Here is a 26290-nt window from a genome sequence, read left to right on the forward strand (position 1 = left end):
TGCGGGTTGGGGAAACGATCTTTTGCCGCCGACCCAGGGTCGCACAATTGAATACCAGTGCACCTATAGCCATAGAAAGAATCCGGAGTCAACTCGCATCCCCCATGGAACCAACCGCGACTTCCAGACAAGGGAAGGCTGCGCGGCATGTTCCCCCTTCCCTTTCGCATGCTGCATGGTAAAATATCCGCTCACATGAAGGCTTTGGTTTTCAGCCCGTAGATTCGGTCCAGATTCATCAAAGAAAGTACAACAATCTACACTATGACAAAAGACATTCGAAATTTCAGTATCATTGCGCACATTGACCACGGCAAGTCGACGCTGGCGGATCGTCTGATCCAGCAATCGGGACTCATCACCGAAAGAGAATTCCGCGATCAGATCCTCGACAATATGGATATCGAGAGGGAACGTGGAATAACCATAAAAAGTAATGCCATCACGCTCCCCTACAAGGCCCAAGACGGTAGAGCGTATGAGCTCAATCTGATCGATACGCCGGGCCATGTCGATTTTTCCTATGAGGTCTCTCGCGCTCTCGCGTCCTGCGAAGGCGTTCTTCTGGTGATTGACGCGGCGCAAGGGGTGGAAGCTCAAACTCTAGCCAATCTCTACGCCGCCATGGAACACAACCTGGTGATCATTCCAGTCATCAATAAAATCGACCTGCCTTCAGCGGACATCGATCGATGCAGGGAACAAATCGAGACTGAACTGGGCCTTGACTCGGACAAGGCCATTCTCTGTTCAGCCAAACAGGGGCTGGGGATTGACGGGGTTCTTGAAGCCATTGTGGAACAGATTCCCGCACCCCGCGGCGACGCCGAAAAGCCCCTTTCCGCCCTCATATTCGATGCTCGTTACGATTCGTTTCGCGGCACCATCATAAGCTGCCGCATCTTCGAAGGCTGCCTGCGCCCGGGTGATGTGATTCGCTTCATGTCCAACGGGTCAACCTACAAGGTGGAAGAAGTGGGGGTATTCCGGTTGAACAGGGAGCCTCAGAAGGAATTGACCGCGGGAGCTGTCGGATACGTCATCTCAGGAGTCAAAACAGTCAGCGACACCAGCATCGGAGACACCATCACACACCATGAAAGGCCGGCCGCAGCACCCCTCCCCGGCTTTAAGGAAGTCAAGCCGATGGTCTTTTCTTCCATCTACCCCATCTCATCCGATGAATTTCAGTCCCTGGCGGAGGCCCTCGAAAAATATAAGCTCAACGATGCCGCCTTGATTTATCAGAAGGATTCCTCCGCCGCTCTCGGCCAGGGTTTTCGTTGCGGCTTCCTGGGACTGCTGCATTTGGAAATCGTGCAGGAGAGGCTGGAACGTGAATTCGACCAGTCGATCATCATGACGGTGCCGAGTGTGCAGTACCGTTTCACTCTCAATGACGGGCAAACGGTGATCGTGGAAAATCCTCAATATTATCCCGACCCCGCCAGTATTCAGAAGAGCGAGGAACCCTTTATCAAGGCCAGCATCTTCATCCCTGAACGCTACATGGGGGCTGTTATGAAACTCTGCATGGAGCGCCGGGGGGTGAATCCGCGCTTTCAGAACTCGGTGGCCGGCCGCATCGAGGTCATTTTTGAAATGCCGCTCGCCGAAGTGGTGTTCGACTTCTACGACAAACTCAAGACCATCACGCAGGGTTACGGTTCCCTGGACTATGATCTCATCGGATATCGCGATACAGACCTGGTCAAGCTGGACATTCTCGTGAACAGTGAAAAGGTGGATGCTTTGTCCCTCATCGTGCATCGTGACCGGGCCCGCGAATGGGGCGTTCAAGTGTGCGACCGCCTGAAAGATGAAATCCCCCGCCATCAGTTTAAAATCGCCATACAGGGGGCGATCGGCGGAAAGATCATAGCCCGCTCTACCATCTCCGCTTTTCGCAAGGACGTCACAGCCAAGTGCTACGGCGGAGACATCACCCGTAAACGAAAGTTACTGGAAAAACAAAAGAAAGGCAAAGCCAGAATGAAAATGGTCGGCTCTGTCATGATCCCGCAGAGTGCTTTCGTCGCAGTTCTCAGAGCGGAGCCCGATTGAGCCGTGCGGCCACCTGCTGAAGGCGAAAGCCCCGGCCTCTATGTGCATGTTCCCTTTTGCCGCAGCAAGTGTCCTTACTGCGACTTCTACTCGGTGACAGCGCCGTGCGCAGTAGCGGATTGGCTGTCGGCCATCGAGCGGGAAGCGGCTTTCTACGCCGGACGGTTCGGCCAATTCGAAACCCTTTACCTGGGCGGAGGAACTCCCACCTCACTGACGGATTCCCAACTTTCCCGGCTGATTGGGAGTCTGGCAAAGCATTTTGCTTTCTCCCGCGACGCCGAAATCACTTTGGAGTCAAACCCCGACGACATCACTCCGGAAAGGCTCGCCCATTTTTCCTCCCTGGGTGTCAATCGAATCAGCCTGGGCATTCAGTCGATGCACGATGCCGAGCTGGCATACCTTGGACGCAAGAACACGGCCAAACAAAACGCCAAAGCCCTCCAATGGGTCCGTTCCCGGGCCGCCTTGCAGCTCGCCGTGGATCTCATCTATGCGTTTGAAGGACAAACCCGGGAGAGCTGGCGGGACACCCTGGAATTTATCCTCACATTTCAACCGGAGCATTTGTCGTGTTACCAGTTAACGGTCGAGGAGGCTACTCCTTTTGGAGGCATGCAACGGGAAGGAACAATCCGCTTGCCGAGCGACGATGAACAGAGTGACCGATTCCTGATGACTTCCTCATTCATCGAGTCAAACGGCTACATCCATTACGAAATTTCAAATTTTGCCAAGACTCATGAGCACAGGTCGCGTCACAACAACAAATACTGGCGCCACGTTCCCTATCTTGGCCTCGGCCCCAGTGCACACTCTTTTCAAGGCGGAACCCGCTGGTGGAACGTCCGATCGGTCGGGCACTACTGCCAGGCTCTCAGCGAGGGCAGATCACCCGTAATGGGGCGGGAAAACCTTTCACGGCAACAGCTCGAACTGGAAATCCTCTATCTCGGACTGCGCACAAGGGATGGAGTCGACGTCCGTATCCTCCCAGACTCTCCCCGGGTCCGGCAAGCCCTGGCCCAACTGCAGGCAGCGGAGTTGGTGCGTCTACACCAAGGCATGCTCAGACCGACCCGAAAAGGTTTCCTGATAGCAGACGGTTTGCCGCTGATGCTGCTGGATTAAACGCCGGTGGGGGGAGCCATGAATTCCGCTCCCACCGGATCCTTGATACTTTCCGCCAAGATCGAGTCCACCGCCGACAGGACCGAAAGATCCATCGACCAACCGAAGATCTCGTCAATGGGGTCCATTTGTGACGGCTTGCGGCCACCCCAGATGGCTATGGGCACTCCTTTTTCAAGCACCCAACGAACCGAGAAAGCCAGTATGCTCTTGTTGAACCGCTTCCTTGCCATTTTTTCCAGTCGCCCCACCGCTTTCAAATACTGGCTCAATCTGGGCTCTTTGAACTTGGGATCAACCTTTCTCAGATCGTCCCCTTCAAAGCTTCGTTCCCGGCTCATTTTTCCGGAAAGCAGGCCGCGGCAAAGTGCTCCGTAAGTCATCAAAGCGATGTTGTTGGCCTCACAATAAGGCTTTACATCGGACTCGATGGTTCGCTCGAAAATATTGTAAGGCGGCTGGCATACGTGTATCGGGCATACTGAAGCGAACGTTGCCATTTGGTCCTGAGTGAAATTGCTCACTCCCACCGCCTTAACGGTCCCGTTATCAAACAGTTCACGCATGGCCCCGGCGGTCTCGACGATCGGTCTGGCACAGTCGGGCCAGTGAACATAGTAAACGTCAATGTAGTCGGTACGAAGGCGCTCGAGAGAATCTTCGACTTCCTTCATGATTCGCTCTCTGGAGCCGTTGCGAAAAACTTTGCCGTCTTTCCACTCCAGGGTCACCTTGGTCGAAAGGAACAGCTTATCGCGGTTTCCATATTCCTCAACCGCTTTGCCGACAATCCTTTCCGATTCCCCAAAACCATAAACGGGCGCAGTGTCAATCAGATTTACACCCTTTTCCAGGGCTGTATGAATGGTTTCTATGGACCGTTTTTCCTCCGTTCCTCCCCACATCCAGCCACCAATGGCCCAAGTGCCCAAACAGATGCGGGATACCTGCAAATCGGTTGCGGGAATCGTTACGTACTCCATTATGTCCTTCTCCTTTCGTTCATTGCTCACTGCTCGCTGGTGACCGAAGCCTCTATTTTAAGACGATATTTCTCGATCTTGGACAACAGAGTGGGCCGCGAAATTCCCAGAAGTCTGGCGGTGCGGCTGCGATTGCCTCCCGTCAACATGAGTGCTTCATTGATCAGGGTGCTGGCGAATTGATCCGTCAGCGCATCGAACAAATTCCCTTCGGCGCCGCTGGCCAGGGACCTCCGTATCCACTGGCGCACGGCTTCGTCGGAACCTTCCGGCATAGCCCTGGACGGCCCTTTTCTTCCATAGATTGCCTGAGAAATGTCCTCCTGGCAAATGGGACAGCCACGACTAAAAATCAAGGCCTTCTGGATGGTATTGGCAAGTTCACGGACATTGCCGGGCCAATGGTAGCTGTTCAAAATGTTCCTGGCAATCTCGGTCATGCCCGGATTGTCGATGTCCATCTCCTGGCCAAAGCGAGCCAGGAAGTACTCGGCAAGCAGGGGGATGTCCTCGAGGCGGTCGCGCAACGGGGGCAACCACAAGGTCACAACCTTCAGGCGGTAATACAGGTCTTCACGGAAGCGCCCATCCGCCAGGGCCGATTCAAGATCACGGTTGGTCGCCGCAATAATCCGGACGTCCACCGGGATCGGCTCACGGCCGCCGAGCCGCTCGATGCTCCTTTCCTGGAGCAGCCGAAGTATCTTGGCCTGGATGCTGAACGGCATGTCTCCGATCTCATCCAGCAGCACCGTCCCACCATTGGCCTGCTCAATCTTGCCGACGCGCCGGCTGATGGCTCCCGTGAACGCTCCCTTTTCGTAGCCGAACAACTCGCTTTCCAGCAGCGTTTCAGGAATAGCCACACAATTGATTACCAGGAACGGCTTGTCCGCCCGCAAACTATGCTGATAAATGGCCCGCGCAACGAGCTCCTTGCCCGTTCCCGACTCGCCCCGGATGAGCACGGTGGCATCGGTCGGAGCGACCCTTCCGATGGCTTTATAGACTTCCTGCATTGCCTTACTGCGGCCGATTATGGCATCGGTTGTGGCCTTCTGAGGCGCCACATCCATCTCCACCACGGAGCGCATAAATCGACCGGCCTCAAGGGCCTGTTCTATGAGCGTGAGGATATCTGGGATGTCAAACGGCTTCAAAACATAGTCGAAGGCACCCATCTTGGTCGCTTCAATGGCGGTCTCGGTAGTGCCGTAGGCGGTCATGATGATGACCGGGAGTTTGGGCTCGATCTCTCGCATGGCGGCAAACGTTTCGAGCCCATTCTTGCCGGGCAGTCGTACATCCATTATGACGAGGTCCGGCACACCCTTCTCAACGCTGGCAAGCCCCGTTTCCCCGCTGGGAGCGGTTCTTACCGCATGGCCCTCACCACTGAGAAGCTTTTCAAAGCTCTGCCTCAATTGAGGATCATCATCAACAATCAGGATGGTACTCACAATCCTCCCTATGATGCCGAACGGCACTGATTTGGACAGAATGTCATGGGGTCAGGGGAACGGAAGAGTTATCACGAATGTCGTCCCCTCACCTTCTTGCGTTTGAACCTGCAATTTGCCTCCGTGCTCTCCGACAATGCGGCTGGCGATGCTCAGCCCCAGCCCCGTACCCTCTTCCTTTGTGCTGAAAAAAGGCTCAAATATTTTGTCCTTGACCGATTCAGGGATACCGGGACCACTGTCCGCCACCTTGATGGTGAGCACTCTTCCCATTTCTTCAGTGGTGCGCTCCCTCTCCTCGATGACAATGGAACCACCGTCATTCATCACTTCACAAGCGTTTACCAGCAGGTTCACCAGCACTTCCTTCAGCTGTTCCGGGTCGGCTGAAATTTCGGGGAGCCTCCTCGCCCTCACCAGCTCGACATCCACTCCGTAGGACTCGAGCCTGTGTCTGAGCAGTTGAAGTGCCATGTCCACCGCGTCCGAAGGACTCACACTCTGCATTTTGAGCTTGGGAGGACGCGAGAACTCCAAAAAGTTTCGCACAATGGTATCGATATGCCGAATTTCCTCGGAAATCACTTCAAAATCCTCCTTTTGGCTCAGACTGAGGCGCAACGTACGTTCCAGAGAAAAGAGCCGCATCTTAACCGAAGTCAACGGATTGCGGATGCTGTGTGCAACGCCTGCCGCCAATTTTCCCACCTGTGCCAATCGCTCTGACTGCAACAAGTGTTGGTGACTCCACTTGAGCTGAGTCTGAGTCTGGTCGACATCTTGGATGAGATCGTGCACGCGCTGACTGAGCGCTTGTATTTCATCTGAATCGAGATGCGCATCACTCGCCGGATCAGTTGCCATCGCCAGTTGGCGGATCGGCTGCAGCACCTGTTTCATCAAAATATAGGCCAGAAACAATCCGATCAAAAGGGCCGCCGGCATGGCTACAAGCGCCAGGGAGTTGATGACCGTCACCTGCGATTTCAGCTCCGCGCGAGCCTCGTTGATCCGCCTTGCATGCGCCTCCTTATAAAGGTCCGTAAGGTCTCGGATGGCAAAGAACTGCGGACGGATTTCCTGGTGCAGGGAATATCCCGCTTCCCGTTTGCCGGCATTATAAAGGCTGATCACCTGATCACGCAGGTAGCTGTAGCGAATATACTTCGACTCGATCTGATTCAGTATGTCACGCTGAGTTGCCGTATAAGAAGTCTCTCTAGCCCTGTTAAGCAGCTCTTCAAAGGCCACTCGACGGGCCTCCAGTTGCTTGAGCCATTCACTGTTACCGTCCAGAAAGTAATAGGTGAGGAGCCCCTTTTGCATGACCAGCGCCGTTTCCAGCTCCTGGGCATTATCCAGGGCAACGACATCTCGATCCACAACCGAGCTGGTCAGTACCCCAATGCGGTAAATCAAGAGCATGGTCACCGACCCACCAACCAGCGCGGTCAAAACCAGCGCCGTCAGCAAAATCCATATCTTGGCACGCAGACTGATGCGGCTCCATGTCATCGGATCTATCCCAACAAAAAGTCATCACCGTTCAGTAGGCATATGAAAAGAATCGCAAATTCAGCTTATAGTTTACCATTCATGTTTGCGCAAGGATAGTTCACTCAGAAAATCTCATCGCATGGAAAAGATATGCCGGCAAAAAATCAAAAACTGATCTGCCTCTTTTCATAAAACTGGACCGGCACATAACCGAAAATGGCGTTCAGATGATGCAGAAAGGCGTGGCTCCCTTCCTTTTGCCAGAGCCTGTCTATGGAATCGTTGGCGGCAGCGTAGAGAGCCTGCAAATCTTGCAGGGACTTGCACCGCGCGCTGCCCGGCACCGGCTGGACATGGAGCTCGATCAAGCGCAGCCAGGTCTCACTGGCGCCCATAACAAAGTAAGGCCAGGCCTTTTGCAGGTCAGGAGACCAGTTGGGATCACTGGTATCCTCGATGTTTGGTTTGGCAATATTTCTTGGACTGTCATAGCTCACAGCGGCAACCAGACCCGCATTGCTTAACTGCGCCAGCGCGTCGCTGATTGTTACCTTTGCATAGACCATTTGTGCAGTCGCAGAAGGAGCAAAAAAAATGAAACTGAACTGATGCCCCGCTTGATCCCGCACCGCTCTGCGATGAAAGCGCCAAAGCTCGAGGTCTTTCTCAAATTGCCGGAGGATGGGTGAAACCACCCGATGCGCCAATATCAAGTCCAGGTACCAAGAGGGTTCTGCCCCCTCGGGCCAGGCCATCTTGAACCGAACGTACCACCAGCCCTTTGTGCCTTCCACACGCCGCCCAGTTTGCGCAGCAGTCGGGTACTGTGGCGCGGTGCTGCCCCGCGTAGCGCAACCGGCGGGGAGCAATGCCAGCAAAACAAGAATGGTTGGAAAATGCAGCAACGTGACTCTTTTGCCCATAAAAAACCTGCCGAATCGTTCTTACCAACACCCTCTAGACTTCAGGTTTCCTTTCCTGCAAGGCCCTCACCAGTACTTTACCGACTCGCAACCCGTCCATGGCCTCCACCACAAAGTCCAGACCGCAGCATTCAAAGCGCTCCCCTTCCGCCGGTATACGCCCAAGATATTTCATAATAAAGCCTCCCAGGGTTTCGAATTGATCGCTTTCTTCATTGGGCAGCGATTTGACGGAAAAAAGATCTTTAAACTCATCGATGGGAACCGTCCCTTCCAACATGCACGATCCGTCCGCGCGACAGACCGTCGTCGACTCGCCGGATCCACTTTCCGGAAATTTTCCGATCAGCGCCTGCAGCAGATCACTCAGAGTCAGCAGGCCCTCAATAGTGCCGTATTCGTCAACCACCAGCGCCATCTGGTTGCCGGTATTTTTGAGGAGCTCGACGACCTCAAATGCATGGGTTGCTTCATGCACAAAGACGGGGCGCTGCAGAACATCCTCCAGGGAAAAGGCATGACCGGCAAGCATTCTCACCAGCAAATCCTTGACCTCGACAAACCCGAGTACATTGCCCAGCCGTTTTTGGCAGACCGGGAAGCGGGAGTGAGGATGCTTCGCGATCTTTCGTCTTGTTTTTTCAGTGGAATCCTTGATATCCAGCCAGACGACTCGCTTTCTGGGAGTCATCAACGCCCCGGCCCGCCGATCACCCAAACGCAGCACCCGCTCCATCATCTTCTGCTCGGTTTCGTGGAATACCCCAGCCAATGTCCCCTGCTCCATAAGGACTTTAAATTCTTCTTCGGTAATCGGCGGTTCGTTGGATGGGCGCACCCGCAACAATTTGAGCACCACTTCTGTCGATAAGCTCAGCAGACGAATGGCGGGAGTAGCAACAACAGCCAGGGTGCGCATGGGTTTGGCGACCAGCGAAGCGATACGTTCCGGACTGTTCAAAGCAAGTCGTTTTGGCGCCAGCTCGCCTATGACCAACGACAGATAGGTTACCGCAACCACCACCGTGCCGATTGCTACGCTTTGAGCATATTCACCTACGTAGGGCAAATGGGCCAATAAGGAGCTCAATCGGTGCGCTACCGTAACACCACCGAGGGCCCCGGTGAGGACTCCAATCAGCGTGATGCCGATTTGAATAGTAGACAGAAAAGAATTGGGATCTTTGGCTATTAAAAGGGCTTCCTGCGCTTTCTCGTTGCCTTCTTCGGACCACTGTTGCAGCCGGGCCTTGCGCGCAGAAATGACAGCAATTTCAGACATGGAAAAGAAGCCATTGGCGATGATGAGCAGCAGTATGACCAGTATTTCAAGGTATTCCAAGTACATTAGAGAATTCTCCAGAGAACATCTCGGCGAAATGACGGTGCCTGACGGCGGCACCGGTCCACCCCTGCCACCGCCCGTCCGGGATGTCAGCCTTGCAACGGTACTCCCGCCTTGCGCAGCAGCAGTTCCCAGTCTTCCTCGACCATCGCTTGAATCTGATCCAGATCACTCTCGCTCAGGTGTTTGAAACGTCCCTGCAGCTTGAAATATTCTTTCACCAGATACCCTTTGGGCATGAAGTTGATGGTGTATTTCCGTCCATTTTCCACCTCATATAATGGGAAGATATTGGTCTGAACCGCCATGCGGGCAATTTTAACGGAAATTTCCGAAGGGATTCGCCAACCTGTCGGGCAGCTGGCAAAAATGTGCAGAAAGCGAGATCCCTTGATCGATCTGGCTTTGCTGACTTTGCGCAGCAAGTCTTCCGGGTAGGCAATGCTGGCCGTCGCCGCGTAGGGGATGCGATGCGCCACAAGAGCCTCCACGATGTTCTTCTTGCGCATTCTCTTCCAGTCGCGCCCGGGAGTGGTGGTAGTCCAGGCACCATAAGGGGTTGAAGAACTGCGCTGAATGCCGGTATTCATGTAGGCTTCATTGTCGTAGCAAAAATAGATGAAATCCTCATTCCGTTCGACCGCTCCGCTGAGCGCTTGAAAGCCGATATCGAACGTGCCTCCATCACCCGCCCAGGTGACCACACAGGTTTCTTTGTCTCCTTTGACGTCCAGCGCGGCACGGACTCCACTGGCCATCGCCCCTCCCGTTTCGAATGCGCTGTGGATCAGCGGAATCTGCAGGGTGGATTGCGGATAGGGTCCGGCAATAATGGACCAGCAGCAGGCAGGGAGCACCATTATGGTTTTGTTGCCCAGCGCCCGCAGGACAAACTTCATGGCAACAGCAGCCCCGCAGCCCGGGCAACCCACATGTCCGGAATGCATGTAATCGCGGTCAGGAACGTTAAGTTGCATGATGCACCTCGTGAAGTCCCATCCAAATACTGTCATCGGGACAATGCTCGCAATCCTTGGTGTGTCGGTAAATCAATTTGAGCACATCAAGAGTGACGTCACGTCCGCCCAACCCAGCAATGTAACTGAAAACCAACGGTCTGGCGGAAAGATTGCACAGAGCGGCGCGTACTTCCTGAGCAAAAATGCCGCCCGCACCGAAAGAACAGTTGCGATCAATGACCGCCACTTTTTGAGCGCCGCCCAGAATTCGACGCACCGCATCGGCGGGAAATGGACGGAACAGCTTGATTTTGAGGAGGCCAACCCGTTCGCCGTCAGCTCTCAATTGCTGCTGAAGCGCGCGGCTGGTGCTGGTGATGGTTCCAGAAGTGACCAGAATGATTTGCGCATCATCGCATTGCAGCGGCTCAACCTCGCCGTATCTGCGCCCGAAAACAACGCCGAAACCGTCTTCCATCTGCCCAAAGCGGCTCAGCACCTGGTCCATGGCCTGTTGAATATTGTGGCGCATTTCCATGTAGACATTGGGGGGAGCCAGCTGATTGAAAGCGCAGGGGTTCCGGGTATCCAGTTGAAATCTGGGCTGATAGTCCGGCAGAAAGCCATTGACCTGCTCCTGGGAGGGGATATCGACCGGTTCGTAGGTGTGTGAGAGAAAAAACGCATCGAGAATGACCATGACCGGCAAATTGACAGTTTCCGCCAGCCAGTACGCCTGCAGCGTCGTGTCGAGAACCTCCTGACCCGTTTCGCAGTAGAGCTGCATCCAGCCCGTGTCCCGCTGAGCCAGGCTGTCCGTTTGATCCGTCCAGATGTTCCAGCCGGGCGCGAGAGCCCGGTTCACCTCGGCCATAACGATGGGCAGTCGGGCCCCTGAAGCCCAGTGGAGCAGTTCGTGCATCAATGCCAGTCCCTGCGACGAGGTGGCGGTGAAGGTGCGTACCCCTGTGCTGGACGCTCCAATCAGCGCCGCCAGAGCAGAATGCTCGCTTTCCACTCGAAGAAACCGCGCATCCAGCCTGCCGTCTGCGCAAAAATCGGAAAGCCGCTCTACGATGTGCGTCTGGGGAGTAATGGGATAAGCGGAAATGACGTTGACCCGGGCCAGACGCACCGCTTCGGCCACGGCATGGCTTCCTTCCAGTACCTGTTTCATAACACCCTCAATGTGCAATCAAGTGAGGCGCCCATGGACACCCTCCTCAGCCGTATTCATCTGCGTCTGGTTCTCCTCTTCCAGCGCCATCGCATTCCTGGGGCATTCCACCACACAGATCCCACACCCCTTACAGTAATCATAATTGATGTGTCGGCCGCTGTCTGCGTCTTTCACTACGGCCAAGTCCGGGCAGAACAATCGACAATTGTCGCATTGATTGCATAGTCCGCAATTGAAGCAGCGTTCGGCTTCGCGCATGGCCAAGTTGGCAGAAATTTTCAGCTCGATTTCAGCAAAGGAGTCGATGCGCTCTTCCTTGAGTAGCCTGGGCTGTACGATTCTTGGACTGAGCTCAAAATAGTCCGCATTGATCTCGTCAAAGGCCACGACATGATCGCTTCTCCGGCAGCGCGGACCCTGCATGTGTATTTCCATGCTGAGAGCGCTCCCGCCGCCGACTCTGCAGTGCTTCATCCGCTCGCCAATTGCTTCAGCTCCCTCCTGAAACGTTATGTCCAGGGCTATGGCGGCTTCCTTAGCGGAAGCAACCGCGTGCACCACGCTCTTGATGGGATTGGCAACGTCGCCGCCGTAGGCAATGATTGGCGCGCCATCGGCATAAGCGAGAACTGAGTTGTTCAGGCGAATCACCCGATTTTCATTGGGAGGAGGATCGAACCACGATTCCGCCGCGGTCAGGCCGATGGCACGAAACACCTTGCTGACCGCGAGCCTTTCGCATTCCTGAGGTACCGCTTGAACACAGGCTTTGCCGGCGGCGGCGCAGTTCACAACCGGTACCTGCCGCAGCGTCAGTGTGTACTCCTCTCCGGCACGGTCGATCCGTTGGACTGTACGCAATTCGAGCAATTCTACGCCCTCTTCCAAAGCCATCTGAATCTCATCGGGAAACGCCGGCATATCCGCGCGCCGCCGGCGATAGATCAAGACCGGTTTGGCGCCCAGCCGCAAACTCGTGCGGGCCACGTCTACGGCCGTGTTGCCGCCGCCGATAATGGCCACCCTTCCGGTCAACCGCGGCTCATCCCCGCGGTTGACCCGCTGCAGAAACGACAATCCATCCGTCACGCCTTCCAAGTCTTCGCCGGGAATGTTCAGGAATGGAATTTTTGCGTGGCCGCAGCCCAGGTAGACCGCATCATAGGTGGCGCCGGCTTCCTGTAAAAACTCCCTGGAAAGCCGCCGGTTGCAGCGAATTTCAAACCCAGTCCGCCTCATCTGCTCAATTTCTCTTCTCAGCACCGCAACCGGCAGCCGATACGAAGGAATTCCCCAGCGCAGTACACCACCCGCTTCGGGCGTGGCCTCGAACACGTCACAGCGATAGCCCAGGCGGGTCAAGAAATAAGCCGTCGCAAGACCGCTTGGACCAGCGCCCACTACAGCCACCCTTTGTTTCCTGGGCGAGCGTCTTTCCAAGTCCGCTTGCAACTGGTATCGGGCGGCGGTATCCGCCAAAAATCTTTCCAGAGTGTGTATCGCTACAGCCTCGTCGAATTCCCCTCTATTGCATGCCGGTTCACAGGGATGAAAGCAAACCCGACCGCAAACCCCTGGCAAGGGGTTTTCTTTGAGGATAGCTTCCCACGCCTCTTTAAAGAGCCCCTGGGCGGTCAGCATTGCGATCCGCCCAATATCTTCCCCTGCAGGGCAGGCGGCACTGCACGGGGCGGTCTTCTCGTCGTAGCGCGGACGCAGAAATCGCCAGGATCCGGTTTTATTGCCAGCGGTAGAAACGTGAGAGCGCGGAATGAATAATGGAATCATCTTCATGGTCATGTCTTGCGCCATTGCGGTCCGTCCTTGTGTTTGCATGTCAACCGGCGGACGATTGCAGTTCAGGCCCCGTCAGCCCAACCAGTTGCACCTCGTCATAGGCATCCTTCGCCGCCTGGATGTTTTGCTCGGGCCTCACCGGGATCTCCTCTTCCACTGCCTTGGAGATGGCTTCCAGAGGCGGCATCTCCAGCATGCGGGCAAGAGCCCCCATCATGGCAGTGTTGACAATGGGATGAGTGCGGGTTCCCAATCGGTGGCGCAAAGCGATGCGCGTTGCATCCACAACAGCCAGTCGGTAACGGGAAAATTGCTCGCTGTTAGGGGGAATGGAAGACGTATTGATCAATATCCACCCTCCCGGTTTAAGACCCATGGTCACATCGATCCCTTGCAGCAGAGTTTTATCCATCACCACCACATGGTCCGGCTGATAAACATTGGTGCGCACCCAAATGTGGTCCTCATCAAGACGCAGGTAGGCTTCAACAGGAGCTCCCCGCCGCTCCACTCCAAACAGTGGAAAACTCTGCACATAGTAGCCCGCCCGAAAAAATGCCTTGGCCAGCAATATTGTCGCCACTACCGTACCCTGACCACCGCGTCCGTGAAAGCGAATTTCCAGCATGCAATGTCCCCCCGGCAATTTGTTGCTCAGTGCCTCGGCGCCGCACAATCCTCACAACAATCTCTTTCTGTGCCTACGGTCTGCTCCACACCACCACAATGGCTCTTGCAGGTTGCTCGCTCAGACAGCGAAAACTGTGACTGACGTCCGATTCGAAATAGATGCTGTCACCCGGGTCAAGGACTTCAACCCGGTCTGTCGAGCGAAATTCCAGCCTTCCATCGAGCAGGTGAAGGAACTCTTCTCCCTCATGGCTGACAAACACCATGTCACTGGTGTCCTGGGGAGGAAATTCAACAAGAAAGGGCTGCATCTGTTTTTCCGCCTTCTTAGCCTCCAACGCCTCGTAGATGTAATTGACCTCGCCTGGTTGATGATGCGGGCGTCGTTCCACCCGCGTGCGCTCACTCGCCCGGGTCACTGCAATTTTCTCACTGCCCGCCTGATCCTGGAAAAAATAAGACATGCTCACATTGAGAGCTTTGGCCAGCTTGAGCAGTGTAGCAACGGGTGGGTCAACCTCATTATTTTCCACCTGCGTCAGGTACTCTTTGGACAGGTCCGTCTTGGCTGCAAGGTCCTGGAAGGTGTAGCGATGCTTTTCCCGCATCTCTTTCATCTTGTCGCCGATCCTGAGCGCCTCGACATTGGGATCGATTGATTGCTGGTCAGCCATGTGTCAACCCTCCTAATTCACAGTCCATGGGCTGTTCAATGAAAAATGAATGCCACCGGTGCAGCTGGCGGATTATATAACGATCCGCTTCATATAAAAAGCTCTTCCGTTGCAGCCCGCACAAACCGATCCGCACAACAGGGCATTGCATACCACTGAAGCTCCCTTGTGACAGGCCATAGTCGTCATCTTGCCGGCGCACGCCGACATCCGGAAACGCAACACGGCTTCGTCTGGTTCTCCGCCATCCTGGAGGCATTTCACCGGCATGGCGAAGGGCTGCAGGTCCAATGGTCGGATTGGGGGGGCTAATAGATCTTCAGGAGGTCAACAAAGGAGTGTGAAAACCTATCCGATTGATGGTCAGTCATCTTCCTCGTCAATCAAGGCGCCATGAGTGCCCGGCAATTCAAAGAGATGTTGACGCCGGTCCGGTTCTAATTGGTGACAATAGCACTCGTGAATCAGATCGATGGTGCTTTCTGCTGTGGACATGAATTCTCCCCGACTGTGGTTTTCTCCCTCGCAGACCATGCTCCGGTACTGGTGCTCACTCTTTATGCGAAACGCCCTGGCGGGGAATACCTCCAAAAAAGCCTGCAGCAGCGCACCGTTGATCTTGGCAAGATCCCTCCCCACCCCGTTATTCAGCATCTTCTGAATGAGCTGCTCTTTATTGTCCTCGAAGAAGGCCGCTTGTGCACGATTGATTTCGGCAAATTGCTTGATGCAATGGGAGCTCTGTCTCACCCGTGCTGCCCTCAAGTCGCATTTCAGGATCTTGCTTTGGATACATTCGTCATAAAATACCTTCAGCGGTTTCATGATACAGCTCCTTTCCGGCTTTGGGTCTTGAGAGAAGCTCACCATTGGCGCCCGCCGCGCGAGACGTAGAAATCGGTTGTCAGTTGCATGGTTGGTGTGGACGAAGGGGGAACGGTTGGGACCGGCGCGTCACCTTTTTACACAAGATAGGGCAATTTCTGTGCCCGCGCCATGAGCAACTCGTTGCAGCACCGGGAAGAACATAATTCGCGCAATATAGTCAATACGTTATATGCCAATCACAAGAGCGCTCCAGCCATCCCCATCAGCGCGTCAGGGGAACCGTGTCCTTCAACTAAGTTGACGAAAGCTGCGTTGGGGCGAGCGCGGTTGACACGTCCGGCAAAAGCCCTAGGTATAATCCGATTGGAGCGAGAACTTTTTTCTGACCTCCAGCAGCAGCCGCCCCACCCTGGGAAATCGCCTGGCCGTCCAGGCCTCCATGCGGCCGAACAGCGGTACGTCCCTGGACAGTATGATGATGCCCAAAGCCAGGAACAGGCATCCCTGCAGTACAGGCAATACCAGCCCGGCCAAACCCAGCAGCAAAAAGCTTGAACCCAAAAGCAAACGCGCTAGACGTCGCACAAAAATCCCTCCGGCAATCTCAAAAATTACCTTCCACTGTTAAGCTCTAGCGGACCTATTTCTCTCCGGCGGATCGTGAAACCGCGCTTGTGCCAACTGACCCGAGATCAACCTGCACCGTCGGAGTGCCGAGGTCTACCGGCACGAGTTCCGGTTGCGCTCGCCCCCCCAACATCTCCGGTTTCATGCCACCCCAGAATGTGTATAGACTTTCTCGCGTCTTGAAAATGAAAAGCAGCGAGACAGTCACATAAATGAGAGAAAAGATCAAATGGATGTGTTCCGCACTGGGATTCAACGTCCAACGTCCCACAATGGGATCGAGCACATAGGGAGCGGTGAATTGACCAATAAAAAGCACCAGCAGCAGCAATGCTCCCTTGAGGCCAAGTCGCATACCCAGAATGAGCGCCACGGCCAGCAGGGACTGTGCTGCAGTCAGCAGTATTTCGTTCATCTGAAAACTTCCCATGGGGATCGGACTTTCCAGGGAACCGCTGGAAAGTCCATAAACACCCGGAATCATGCCAACCAGTAAGGTCCACTGGTTGAGTTTTGCGGACAGCAGGCTGGCCAGAGCGACACTTGCGTGGCCGCGCAACGCGAACATAACGGCGACAGTAAACTCCGGCGCTTCCGAAGCGATTGGTGCGAGCCATTGCACCAGCAAAAATTCGTTTATGCCGAACACCTTGCCGGTTGCCACCAATGACTCGCTGAAAGACTCCGCATTAGACAGAATCACACCAGCGGAAAAAAGGAACAAAAGGGATGTCGCCACTCGACGGTTGACCTTCGGCAGGTCGCCAAGCAGCTCCGCCGGGCCATCCAGCTCGCATTCCTGACAGGGCCGGCGGCTGGCTATCCTGATGTACCAGACAAACAGGCCGATCAACACCAGACCGTCGTACCACGCGAGGCTTCCCTTGATGGGAATGACAAAGGCATAAAGAGTGGCCATGCCAAGAAAAATGATCTCGGTGCGGCGGTCGTGTTCGAGCTCCACCGCCCGCCGAGTCTTCAGCCAGAAAATGGCCACGATGAGGCTCCACGCCACTCCGATGAGCAGCCGATTGGCACCGGTCATATTGGCGATGGCATAGTGCGAATAGTCGCTGTCCGGATACTGGCCCGCCTGCCAGGTGAAGTACATGTCCACGGCGTACTCGGGCAGCACCGCGATGAGCGCCACAACCGCCAGAGCCAGTGCCTGGGAAATATCTTTTTGGGCGGCATCGCAAGCCCAAAGGAGCAAAAAGGATGCACCCAGAATAGCGGCTCCGGTGATCAGTGCGGTCCACTGCGGTGCCAGTTCAATGGGGAACAGTCGCAACAGAAAACCTGGAAAGGTGAAAACCACGGCGACGACAATGGGGATTAATTTTTGGGTGTGGCGCATAGCTTCCTTTCTCAAATTCATAAAAGGCTCTCATAAACCATCATGACCTCGGGTCCGGGCAAAAAAAAACGAGACCTTCGGCAAAATCCATCACGCCAAAAGTCTCGCTAATTGACCTCTACAGTCAACGACAAAGCCAGGCGACGGTGCGCCGCCGTATTGGTGACTTTGTCTTGGCTAGCTACTCCCTTTTGTGGAAACCCATTGTAAATTGCTTTTCACAGATGTCAAGAAGAATGTCCCGGGATGTCGCATATGGCCATCAAGACCCGCGGTCCACAGCCAAGTCCGGAGGCAATGGTGGATTGATCACGCTATCGGAGCGTCTTTTTTTGTTACCTGTAACACATCGTTGAGTTTTGGGTTGACAAAACCAGTCATTGCATCCAATTAATTAGACCAACAGAGAGGGGCGCAATGGGGCGGGTCCTGTGCAAAGAGTATCCCCCCTGTCTTTACTTTTGGTCGCAGCGGTCATTTTGCCAGTCTTCTTCTTTCAGCAGAAAGACGTGGTTTTTGCGGAGAGCCAGTGCGAGACGCTCACACCCCAACGTGGAATGAAAAGCTTGGGTGGATCTTTGTGCTGCTGGCACTCGCAGTCTCGGCGTGCACGAAATTGGGGCCTGATTTCCGAACGCCTGGCACGGACGTCGCCGCTCAGTGGATCGAAGCAGATGATTCCAGAGTATCCAGCGACCAACCCAATTACAAAGATTGGTGGTCGGTTTTTGCTGATCCGGTTTTGAACCGGCTGGTACAACGGGCCTATCAGGAGAACCTGCCGCTGCGTATTGCCGGAATTCGAGTTCTGCAGGCACGCGCCCAGCTGGGGATTGCCGTCGGTCAATTTTATCCGCAAACCCAGCAGGCATTCGGTTCGGTAACCTACCTGCGTACCCCAACCAGTGCCTTGGGCATTGCCCCGGCGGGCGACGGCGGAAGCCGAAGTCTGGACTATTGGCAGGCGGATATAGGCGTCGCGCTGAGTTGGGAGCTTGATTTCTGGGGAAGGTTTCGACGCGCCATCGAATCCGCCGACATGAGCTTTTGGGGCTCCATTGCCGCTTACGATGCGGCGCTGGTGAGTCTTACGGCGGATGTGGCAAGCACCTACGTATTCATTCGAACCACCGAAGAGCGACTGCGCATCGCCAGGAACAATGTTGCTATCCAGAAAGAAAGCTGGAAGATCGCCGATGCACGTTTCCGCGGCGGCGCCACCAGCGAACGGGACGTCCAGCAGGCTCTCACTCAGTTGAATGCAACCGAAGCAACGATTCCTCAATTGGAAACTTCCCTGCAACAGGCAAAGAATTCACTGAGTGTTTTGCTTGGACTTGCGCCGTCAAAACTTGGCGATCTGCTGGATGGTGCCTGCAGCATACCGCAAGCGCCTGTGCAGATAGCCGCGGGCATCCCGGCGGACCTGCTGCGACGCAGACCGGATGTACGCAACGCTGAATTGCAGGCCGCAGCTCAGTGCGCTCAAATCGGCATTGCCAAAGCAGACCTCTACCCTGCCTTTTCCCTTTCGGGCAATATCGGCTTTTCCGCAACCGATCTCGGCACCTCCACTCTCGCTGATATGTTCAGCTGGAACAATAGAACCGGTTCCTTCGGTCCCTCCTTCAACTGGAATATTTTTAATTACGGACGTATCACTAACAATGTCAGGCTGCAGGATGCCGTTTTCCAGGAACTGCTGGTCAATTATCAAAATGTTGTGCTGCAGGCCCAGCAGGAAGTGGAGGACGGACTGGTCGCCTTCCTCAAGGCGCAAGACCGGGTGGTTTCCCTCAAGCGCGCCGCGGATGCGGCAAAACGTTCAGCCGATCTGGCTACGATCCAATATCGCGAAGGCGCCACCGACTACACCACTGTATTGACGGCACAGCAGGCTTTGCTGCAGCAGCAGGACGACCTCGCCGTTACCCGCGGTGACATTCCCCAGGGCCTTATCGCTACCTACCGTGCGCTGGGAGGCGGCTGGGAGATCAGTGTCGGACAGCCCTTCGTTCCAAGCGAGACGCAAAACGCCATGAGCGAGCGCAGCAACTGGGGTGGGGTTACTGGTCAAACCCATGTTGATGATGCAACAGCAAGGCAGACAGACACTCTATTTTCATCACCCGACTGGTAGCAGAGGAGCAGGATGGCAAAAGGACAGGTTGGACGCGATGCGCGCGCGGGTTTTCTGTTGCGGGGAACCGTGCAGATGTCTTTGCTGGCAGCGGCGGCTTGGCTGGGTATTGTTGCATGTAACGGTGACCGGAACCAGTATATCCCGCCGCCGCCCCCCCAGGTGACCGTCACTCGACCCGTCACGCAGGCCATAACCGACTATGTTGAGCTGACCGGCAACCTGCAGGCCTACGCAACGGTCGATCTGGTCGCCCGCATCGAGGGCTTCCTGAGCAGCATCGAATTTCAGGATGGCGACTTTGTCGACCAGGGGAAGCTGCTGTTCGTCATCGAGCCGCAGCCCTACGAGGCGCGACTGGCACTGGCACTGGCCAACGTGGATCAGCAGAAAGCACTGCTGCTGCGGGCCGAGCAGGAATACGCCCGTCAGCTCCGCCTGATCAAGGAGAACGCCACGGCCCAATCGGAAGTGGAAAAATGGCGGGCCGAGCGCGATGCGGCCAAAGCCGCCCTGAATCAGGCGTTGGCCAATGCTGACATAGCAAAAATCAACCTGGGTTACACCAGGGTCAATGCTCCCTTCCGGGGACGCATGGAAAGGCACCTGGTCGATCTCGGAAACCTGGTGGGAGCCGGACAGGCTACCAAGCTCGCCACCATTGTGCGGTTGGACCCCATTTACGCCTACTTCAACCTGAGTGAACTGGAGCTGGTTCGGTTACTGGCCAGAGATCGTGAGGACAATTCCCGCAGGGCTACGGACAAGACCATTCCGGTCTATCTGCAAATCGCCGGTGAACAGGACTATTCGCACCAGGGGCGGCTGGATTTTGCATCGGCGACGGTCAACGCGACAACCGGCACACTGCTGCTGCGCGCGATCTTCGAAAACCCAGTGGTGGGAAACACCCCTGTGCTGCTGCCCGGCATGTTCGCACAAATCAGGATACCGGTGAGTGTCAACGAAAATGCTCTGCTGGTGCCGGATTCGGCGCTCGGATTGAATCAGGGAAGGCACTACCTGCTCATTGTCAATGACAAAAACGTGGTGGAGCAGCGCCCTGTTGAAATCGGCAGCCTGATGGACGACATGCGGGTCATCAGGGACGGCCTCCAAAGTGATGACTGGGTGGTGGTCGAAGGAATTCAACGAGCCCGCCCGGATGCTACAGTCACGCCGGTCAAAAAAGCGCCCCGGTAAAACGGCAAGAGGGATTGTCTTGCACCCTCAGGCCGGCCGTCAACTCGAACCATCGGCCAAACCCTAGGTTGGAGTAGGATTTCATGTTTTCTCGGTTTTTCATTGAACGACCGATCTTTGCCAACGTCATCGCCATCGTCACCATCCTCATCGGTGCCGTCGCGCTCTTTCAGCTTCCGGTGGCACAATACCCCGAAATCACGCCGCCCACGGTACAGGTCACCACCAGCTATCCTGGAGCAAGTGCCAAGATCGTTGCCGACACCATCGCACTGCCCATCGAGCAGCAGGTCAACGGCGTGGAAAACATGTTGTACATGCAGTCGACCAGCTCCAGCGATGGCTCCTACAAGCTGATCGTTACCTTTGAAGTGGGCACCGACCTGGATTTTGCACAGGTGCTGGTGCAAAACCGCGTTGCCATTGCCATGGCTTCCCTGCCGCCCGAGGTGCAGCAGCAAGGGGTCACCACCAAAAAAGTTTCCACGGCGATTCTACAGGTAATCACCCTCACCTCTCCCGACAACCGCTACGACAGTCTGTACATGACCAATTATGCCTTAATCAACCTGAGGGACATCATCGCCCGCTTGCCCGGCGTGGGTGATGTGGTCATCTTCGGCATCGGTTCGTACAGCATGCGCATTTGGCTGGATCCGCACGCCCTGCAGACACTGAACTTGACCGCTTCGGACGTGATCAGCGCCGTCCAGGGCCAGAACCTTCAGGTGGCAGCCGGCCAGATCGGCAGCCCTCCGGCTCCTTCCAGCCAGAGCTTTCAATACACCGTCAATGTACGGGGCCGCCTGGATGAAGTAGAAGAGTTTGAGAATATCATCGTTAAGGGGGAATCCGGTGAAGGCGGCCGACTGGTCCGAGTCAAAGACGTTGCCCGCGTCGAACTGGGTGCGCAAACCTACAGTCAGTACTGTGAAAACAGTGGCAAGCCCTCCGCCGGTATAGCCATCTACCAGCTGCCCGGTGCCAATGCCCTGGCCGTTGCCAAAGAGATCAGAAAGACCATGGAAAACCTGAGCAGGTCCTTTCCCGCCGGGCTTGATTACAGCATTCCGTTTGATACGACACTATTCGTCAATGCATCCATCAACGAAGTCTATGAAACCCTTTACGAAGCCGCCCTACTGGTGCTGTTCGTGATCATGGTGTTCCTGCAGGACTGGCGAGCCATGCTGGTGCCCGCCACAACCGTTCCGGTCACCATCATCGGCGCCTTCATCGCCATGGCCGCCTTCGGGTTCACGGTCAACATCGTCACGTTGTTCGCCCTGATTCTCGCCATAGGAATCGTGGTGGACGATGCCATCGTCATTGTGGAAGGGGCCGCCCATGGCATCGAACAGGGGCTCTCGCCCAAGGATGCCGCCATCAAGGCCATGTCCGAACTCACCGGACCGATCCTCGGCATCACTCTGGTGCTGATGTCCGTGTTTCTGCCGGCGGCATTCATTCCGGGAGTCACCGGCCAGCTGTATCGCCAGTTTGCCCTGGTCATTGCAGCCACGGCCTTTATCAGCGCCGTCAATGCGCTGACGCTCAAGCCGACCCAATGCGCCCTGTACTTGAAGCCGAGGAAGGGCCGGCTGAACATTTTTTATCGCGCCTTCAACTACGTCTACGACCGATGCGAAAACGGCTATGCCGCGCTGGTCGGATGGATGGTGCGACGCAGCGCCTGGATGATGATTCTATTCCTCGCATTGATCGTATTCACCGGCTGGTCCTTCATGCGCCTGCCGACGGGTTTTCTGCCCACCGAAGATCAAGGCTATGTGATCGTCGGGGTGCAACTTCCCAACGCCGCATCACTGGAACGAACCAAGGCGGTAACCGATCAACTCAACCAGATCTTTCGAGACACCCCGGGGATCGCGGACTGGATCACCATCGGCGGGATTTCACTCATTGACAATTCCGCCACCCTCCCCAATGCGGCCGCTATTTACGTAGTCCTGGAAGACTGGGAAAAACGCGGACCGGACCTCAACCTGAAAAATATTTACGTGAATCTTACCCGCCAGCTTCAACGCGTCGAGGGCGCCATTGCTTTCGTTGTGCTGCCTCCGGCGATTCAAGGTTTGGGTGTCTCGGGCGGCTTTCAGATGCAAATCCAGCTCAAAGGGGGAAGTTTTGACTTCGCCAGGCTCGGTCAAATAGTTCGCGAGATGATAAGGGATGGCGGCACACAGACCGGGCTGCGCGGCCTGACCACTTCGTTCAGTCCCGATGTGCCGCAAATCGATGCCGAGGTGGATCGAACCAAAGCCGAAACTCTGGAAGTCCCGGTCAATAACGTCTTTTCCACGCTGCAAGCCTATTTGGGCTCCTATTACGTCAACCAGTTCAATAAATTCGGGCGGACTTTTCAGGTCTATGTCCAGGCGGATTCCAAATACCGGCTGCAACCCGACGACATCGAGCGGCTCTACACTCGCAACAAGAGTGGCGAGATGGTCCCCATCGGGACTCTCACCAACATCAGCTATGCCGAAGGCCCGGCTATCATCTCCCTGTACAATCTCTTTCCGACAGCGCCCATTAACGGCAGCTCGGCAGCCGGCTTCAGTTCCGGCGAGGCACTCAAAATAATGGAGCACATGGCCGCAGAAAAACTCCCCGCTGACGTTGGTTATGAATGGACCGGCATGTCCTACCAAGAAAAGTTGGTGGGCAACCAGGCTGTTTTCGTGTTCGCTCTGTCTGTTCTGCTGGTTTTCCTGGTCCTGTCGGCGCAATACGAGAGTTGGACCAATCCGGCCGCGGTCATTCTGGTGGTGCCCCTGGCTCTGCTCGGCACGGTACTGGCGCTTGCACTCAGAGGCTTTGACAACAATGTCTACACCCAAATAGGAATTGTCCTGCTGATTGCCCTGGCCAGCAAGAACGCCATCCTCATCGTCGAATACGCGCGTGAACAGAGAGCGGCCGGCCGGTCCCTGATCGACGCCGCAGTGGAAGCCTCGCGCAGGCGTTTCCGTCCCATTCTGATGACCTCTTTCGCCTTCATACTCGGAGTCGTGCCCCTGGCCCTGGCAACCGGAGCGGGTGCCGCCAGTCGGCAGGCGCTCGGCACCGCGGTGATCGGAGGCATGTTGGCCTCGACATTGCTTGCAGTATTGTTCGTGCCGGTTTTTTATGTGGTCATGCAGCGCTTCAGTGAATGGCGCTCCAAATCACCATAAACCCGACGCGCCGCTAACCAACGACCCGGTTGCGCCCTTCCTGCTTGGCCGTGTAGAGATTTGCGTCCGCCATGGATAGCAGCCGGTCCGGGGATACCTCCTCCCCGAGTGCAGCCCCATCGAACCCGGCCACCCCAAAGCTTGCAGTGATCGATATCGACTTATCCAGGCAGCGAATGGGGTTCTGCTCGATTTCCGACTGCAATCTCTTCGCCAGGATTCTTGCGTTGCCTGGCGAAGTCTCCGGCAGGACAATGACGAACTCTTCACCTCCGTAGCGAGCGACCCAATCCAGATCTTTTCTTACCGCATTTTGAATGATCTTCACAAATTCTATCAGAACTTCATCGCCACACTGATGCCCAAAAGTATCGTTCACCTTTTTGAAGTGGTCGATATCGCAAATGATTGCAGAGAGCGGCGATCCATAGCGGAGTGAGCGTTTGATCTCCTTGTTTATCTGCTCATTTAGATAGCCCCTGTTATAACAACACGTTAGTGGATCAATCATGGACAGCTGCCGGATTGTCTCATTGGCCTCTTTGAGCTGTTCGATGGTATCGCGCAGCTGTTTTTGAATACGATTCCTCTCGACGTGAACCAGCACCCGGGCCAGCAGTTCCTCCTTGGCAAAGGGCTTGACCAGGTAGTCGGTGGCCCCGACTCGGAAGAGCTCGGTCAATTCGGAAAGATCGGTTATCGCGGTGAGAAAGATCACTGGAATGTCAACCATGGAGAGCTCTTCCCGGATTTTACGACACAAGGCTTTGCCGTCCATGATGGGCATTATGACGTCACTCAGAACGATATCCACCTGCTCCTTTCGATCGGCAATGATTTCATACGCTTTTGCTCCGTCTTCCGCTTCCAGCACCCTGATCCCTTCGCGAGAAAGGCACCCGACTGCGATTTTTCGGGCTACCCGGCTGTCGTCCGCCACCAATGCAACAATCTCCGCATCCGCCCCCTGTTCCTCAAGGATCTTGTTGACGGCGCTCAGAATTTCACCTTCATTGAACGGCTTGAGGATGAAATCGACGGCTCCCAATCGGAAGCCTTTGCGTCGATCTTCGATGTTGTCGTTGCCGGTGATGAATATGATTGGAACCTGCCTGCCCCCATCGCAGCAGATGAATTTTGAATAGGGTGGGCTCCTCAATTTTTTGCATGTCTCAAAGCCGCCCATTTTCGGCATTTCAATGTCCAGGGTGATGAGATCCAGCGGAGCTCCCGAGGCGGCCCGGCAAATAGCTTCCAGCCCGTTGGTTGCCTCGATAACCTCGTAGCCGCCTTCCTCCAGTTCCTCGCGCAACTGCATCCGCATTGTCCTGCTGTCATCCACGATCATAATGCGCTTAGCCGCAACTGCCATAGCACGCGCCTCCCTGCAAAATTTTACTTCAAATCAGCCTTTGCCGCCAGGACCGTCCATCAATCAATCCACCAACTGATAAAACACCGAGCGCAAATATCTCTTGGGTTTAAAATAAGAACAGAGGGTCGTGAGCGATTCCGTTGAGCCGATGATCAAATAACCGTCCCTTTCCAACCTGTCCGCGATATTTTGAAATAGTCTCCTGCGATCTTCGACATTGAAGTAGATGGCGACATTTCGACAGAAAATGATATCGAATCGTCCCAGATCGAAATTCGGCTGCAACAGATTCTTTCTTTTGAAGGTGACCAGAGCCCGAACTTCATCCCTGATTTTCCAGCGGTCCCCGTCCTTGACAAAGTGTTTTCCCAAAACATCGGGCGCCAGCCCCCTCTGGATTTCAACACTGTTATAGCTGCCTCTGCTGGCGCGTGCTATCGCTTCTCCAGAAATATCGGTACCGATGATTCTGATATTGTATTGACTCAAGTCCTGCAGGAGCTCTTTCAGGGCAATGGCAATGCTGTACACTTCCTGCCCGGTGGAGCAGCCGGCACTCCATATACGCAGGGTGTGACGCCCTGTTCGCAGACCGTGGGCAGTGCGTCGATCGATCAGTTCCGGTAGAATCTTGTATTTGAACATCGCGAATGGCGAACCATCGCGAAAGAAAGAAGTTTCGGACGTTGTGATAAGATCGATGATCTTCTTTTCAATGGCCGCGCCGGCATCCGCCCTGGCTACCCGGTACAGTTCGCCAAATGTGGAACATTTGAACTCACGCAGCAGCCCCCCCAGGCGCGACTCGATCAAATAAGATTTATCAATTGCCAGGTGAATGCCGGATATTTCATGGATGTATTTGGACCAGATCAGGAACTCGGTGCGATCAATTTTAACCATTGTCTCACAAG

At 55.2% G+C, this 26290-nt stretch carries 20 protein-coding genes; 5 read left to right on the plus strand and 15 right to left on the minus strand.

What is annotated here, in order from left to right:
* The first annotated feature begins 264 nt into the window (after positions 1-264).
* Together lepA and hemW are read left to right on the plus strand one after the other, a co-directional pair.
* On the plus strand, positions 265-2064 hold the full coding sequence (gene lepA / locus K1V27_RS07485) for a translation elongation factor 4 (RefSeq protein WP_258929015.1): 1800 nt from the start codon (positions 265-267) through the stop codon (positions 2062-2064).
* A 3-nt stretch (positions 2065-2067) separates the two neighbouring features.
* A complete protein-coding gene (hemW, locus tag K1V27_RS07490; RefSeq protein ID WP_258929016.1) occupies positions 2068-3198 on the plus strand; it encodes a radical SAM family heme chaperone HemW in 1131 nt (376 codons plus the stop codon).
* Here the strand turns inward: hemW and K1V27_RS07495 are convergent.
* From K1V27_RS07495 to K1V27_RS07555, 13 genes are all read right to left on the minus strand, one after another.
* A complete protein-coding gene (locus tag K1V27_RS07495; protein ID WP_258929017.1) occupies positions 3195-4181 on the minus strand; it encodes an aldo/keto reductase in 987 nt (328 codons plus the stop codon). The genes hemW and K1V27_RS07495 overlap by 4 nt on opposite strands.
* Before the next feature lie 26 nt (positions 4182-4207).
* Positions 4208-5641: a sigma-54-dependent transcriptional regulator gene (locus K1V27_RS07500; protein ID WP_258929018.1), complete on the minus strand. Its 1434-nt coding sequence runs from the start codon at positions 5639-5641 to the stop codon at positions 4208-4210.
* Between the two features lie 51 nt (positions 5642-5692).
* Entirely contained in the window at positions 5693-7156 is a 1464-nt protein-coding gene (locus K1V27_RS07505; protein ID WP_258929019.1) for an ATP-binding protein, read from the minus strand.
* Positions 7157-7302: 146 nt separating this feature from the next.
* Positions 7303-8061, minus strand: coding sequence for a hypothetical protein (locus K1V27_RS07510; protein ID WP_258929020.1), 759 nt, complete (start codon positions 8059-8061; stop codon positions 7303-7305).
* A gap of 34 nt (positions 8062-8095) precedes the next feature.
* Positions 8096-9409 (minus strand): hemolysin family protein, encoded by a 1314-nt coding sequence (locus K1V27_RS07515; RefSeq protein WP_258929022.1) that lies wholly within the window; start codon positions 9407-9409, stop codon positions 8096-8098.
* An 86-nt stretch (positions 9410-9495) separates the two neighbouring features.
* Complete coding sequence (locus K1V27_RS07520; RefSeq protein WP_258929024.1) at positions 9496-10383, minus strand: 3-methyl-2-oxobutanoate dehydrogenase subunit beta; 888 nt, start codon at positions 10381-10383, stop codon at positions 9496-9498.
* The gene (gene porA, locus K1V27_RS07525) at positions 10373-11542 is read right to left on the minus strand and encodes a pyruvate ferredoxin oxidoreductase (RefSeq protein WP_258929025.1); all 1170 of its coding nucleotides are present in this window, start codon (positions 11540-11542) and stop codon (positions 10373-10375) included. Before porA ends, K1V27_RS07520 begins: the two co-directional genes overlap by 11 nt.
* 18 nt (positions 11543-11560) lie before the next feature.
* A complete protein-coding gene (locus K1V27_RS07530) occupies positions 11561-13357 on the minus strand; it encodes an FAD-dependent oxidoreductase (RefSeq protein ID WP_258929026.1) in 1797 nt (598 codons plus the stop codon).
* 25 nt (positions 13358-13382) lie between these two features.
* Positions 13383-13970: a 2-oxoacid:acceptor oxidoreductase family protein gene (locus K1V27_RS07535; protein WP_258929027.1), complete on the minus strand. Its 588-nt coding sequence runs from the start codon at positions 13968-13970 to the stop codon at positions 13383-13385.
* 73 nt (positions 13971-14043) lie between these two features.
* On the minus strand, positions 14044-14646 hold the full coding sequence (locus K1V27_RS07540) for a helix-turn-helix domain-containing protein (protein WP_258929028.1): 603 nt from the start codon (positions 14644-14646) through the stop codon (positions 14044-14046).
* A gap of 363 nt (positions 14647-15009) precedes the next feature.
* Positions 15010-15471 (minus strand): hypothetical protein, encoded by a 462-nt coding sequence (locus tag K1V27_RS07545; RefSeq protein WP_258929029.1) that lies wholly within the window; start codon positions 15469-15471, stop codon positions 15010-15012.
* Positions 15472-15822: 351 nt separating this feature from the next.
* Entirely contained in the window at positions 15823-16059 is a 237-nt protein-coding gene (locus K1V27_RS07550) for a hypothetical protein (protein ID WP_258929030.1), read from the minus strand.
* Between the two features lie 55 nt (positions 16060-16114).
* Positions 16115-17479: a calcium:cation antiporter family protein gene (locus K1V27_RS07555; RefSeq protein ID WP_258929031.1), complete on the minus strand. Its 1365-nt coding sequence runs from the start codon at positions 17477-17479 to the stop codon at positions 16115-16117.
* 508 nt (positions 17480-17987) lie between these two features.
* Between K1V27_RS07555 and K1V27_RS07560 the strand changes: the two genes are divergently transcribed.
* The 3 genes from K1V27_RS07560 (at position 17988) to K1V27_RS07570 (ending at position 24001) form a co-directional block, all read left to right on the plus strand.
* A complete protein-coding gene (locus tag K1V27_RS07560; RefSeq protein ID WP_258929032.1) occupies positions 17988-19598 on the plus strand; it encodes an efflux transporter outer membrane subunit in 1611 nt (536 codons plus the stop codon).
* Positions 19599-19610: 12 nt separating this feature from the next.
* Positions 19611-20801 (plus strand): efflux RND transporter periplasmic adaptor subunit, encoded by a 1191-nt coding sequence (locus K1V27_RS07565; protein ID WP_258929033.1) that lies wholly within the window; start codon positions 19611-19613, stop codon positions 20799-20801.
* An 83-nt stretch (positions 20802-20884) separates the two neighbouring features.
* Positions 20885-24001, plus strand: coding sequence for an efflux RND transporter permease subunit (locus K1V27_RS07570; RefSeq protein ID WP_258929034.1), 3117 nt, complete (start codon positions 20885-20887; stop codon positions 23999-24001).
* A gap of 13 nt (positions 24002-24014) precedes the next feature.
* Here K1V27_RS07570 and K1V27_RS07575 read toward each other — a convergent pair whose 3' ends face one another.
* Complete coding sequence (locus K1V27_RS07575; RefSeq protein WP_258929035.1) at positions 24015-25373, minus strand: response regulator; 1359 nt, start codon at positions 25371-25373, stop codon at positions 24015-24017.
* Positions 25374-25436: 63 nt separating this feature from the next.
* Positions 25437-26279 carry a CheR family methyltransferase gene (locus tag K1V27_RS07580; protein WP_258929036.1) on the minus strand — a complete coding sequence of 281 codons (843 nt, stop codon included), beginning with the start codon at positions 26277-26279 and terminating at the stop codon, positions 25437-25439.
* Positions 26280-26290: the final 11 nt, after the last annotated feature.

Source organism: Desulfoferrobacter suflitae, assembly GCF_022603395.1.
GTDB lineage: Bacteria > Desulfobacterota > Syntrophobacteria > Syntrophobacterales > Syntrophobacteraceae > Desulfoferrobacter > Desulfoferrobacter suflitae.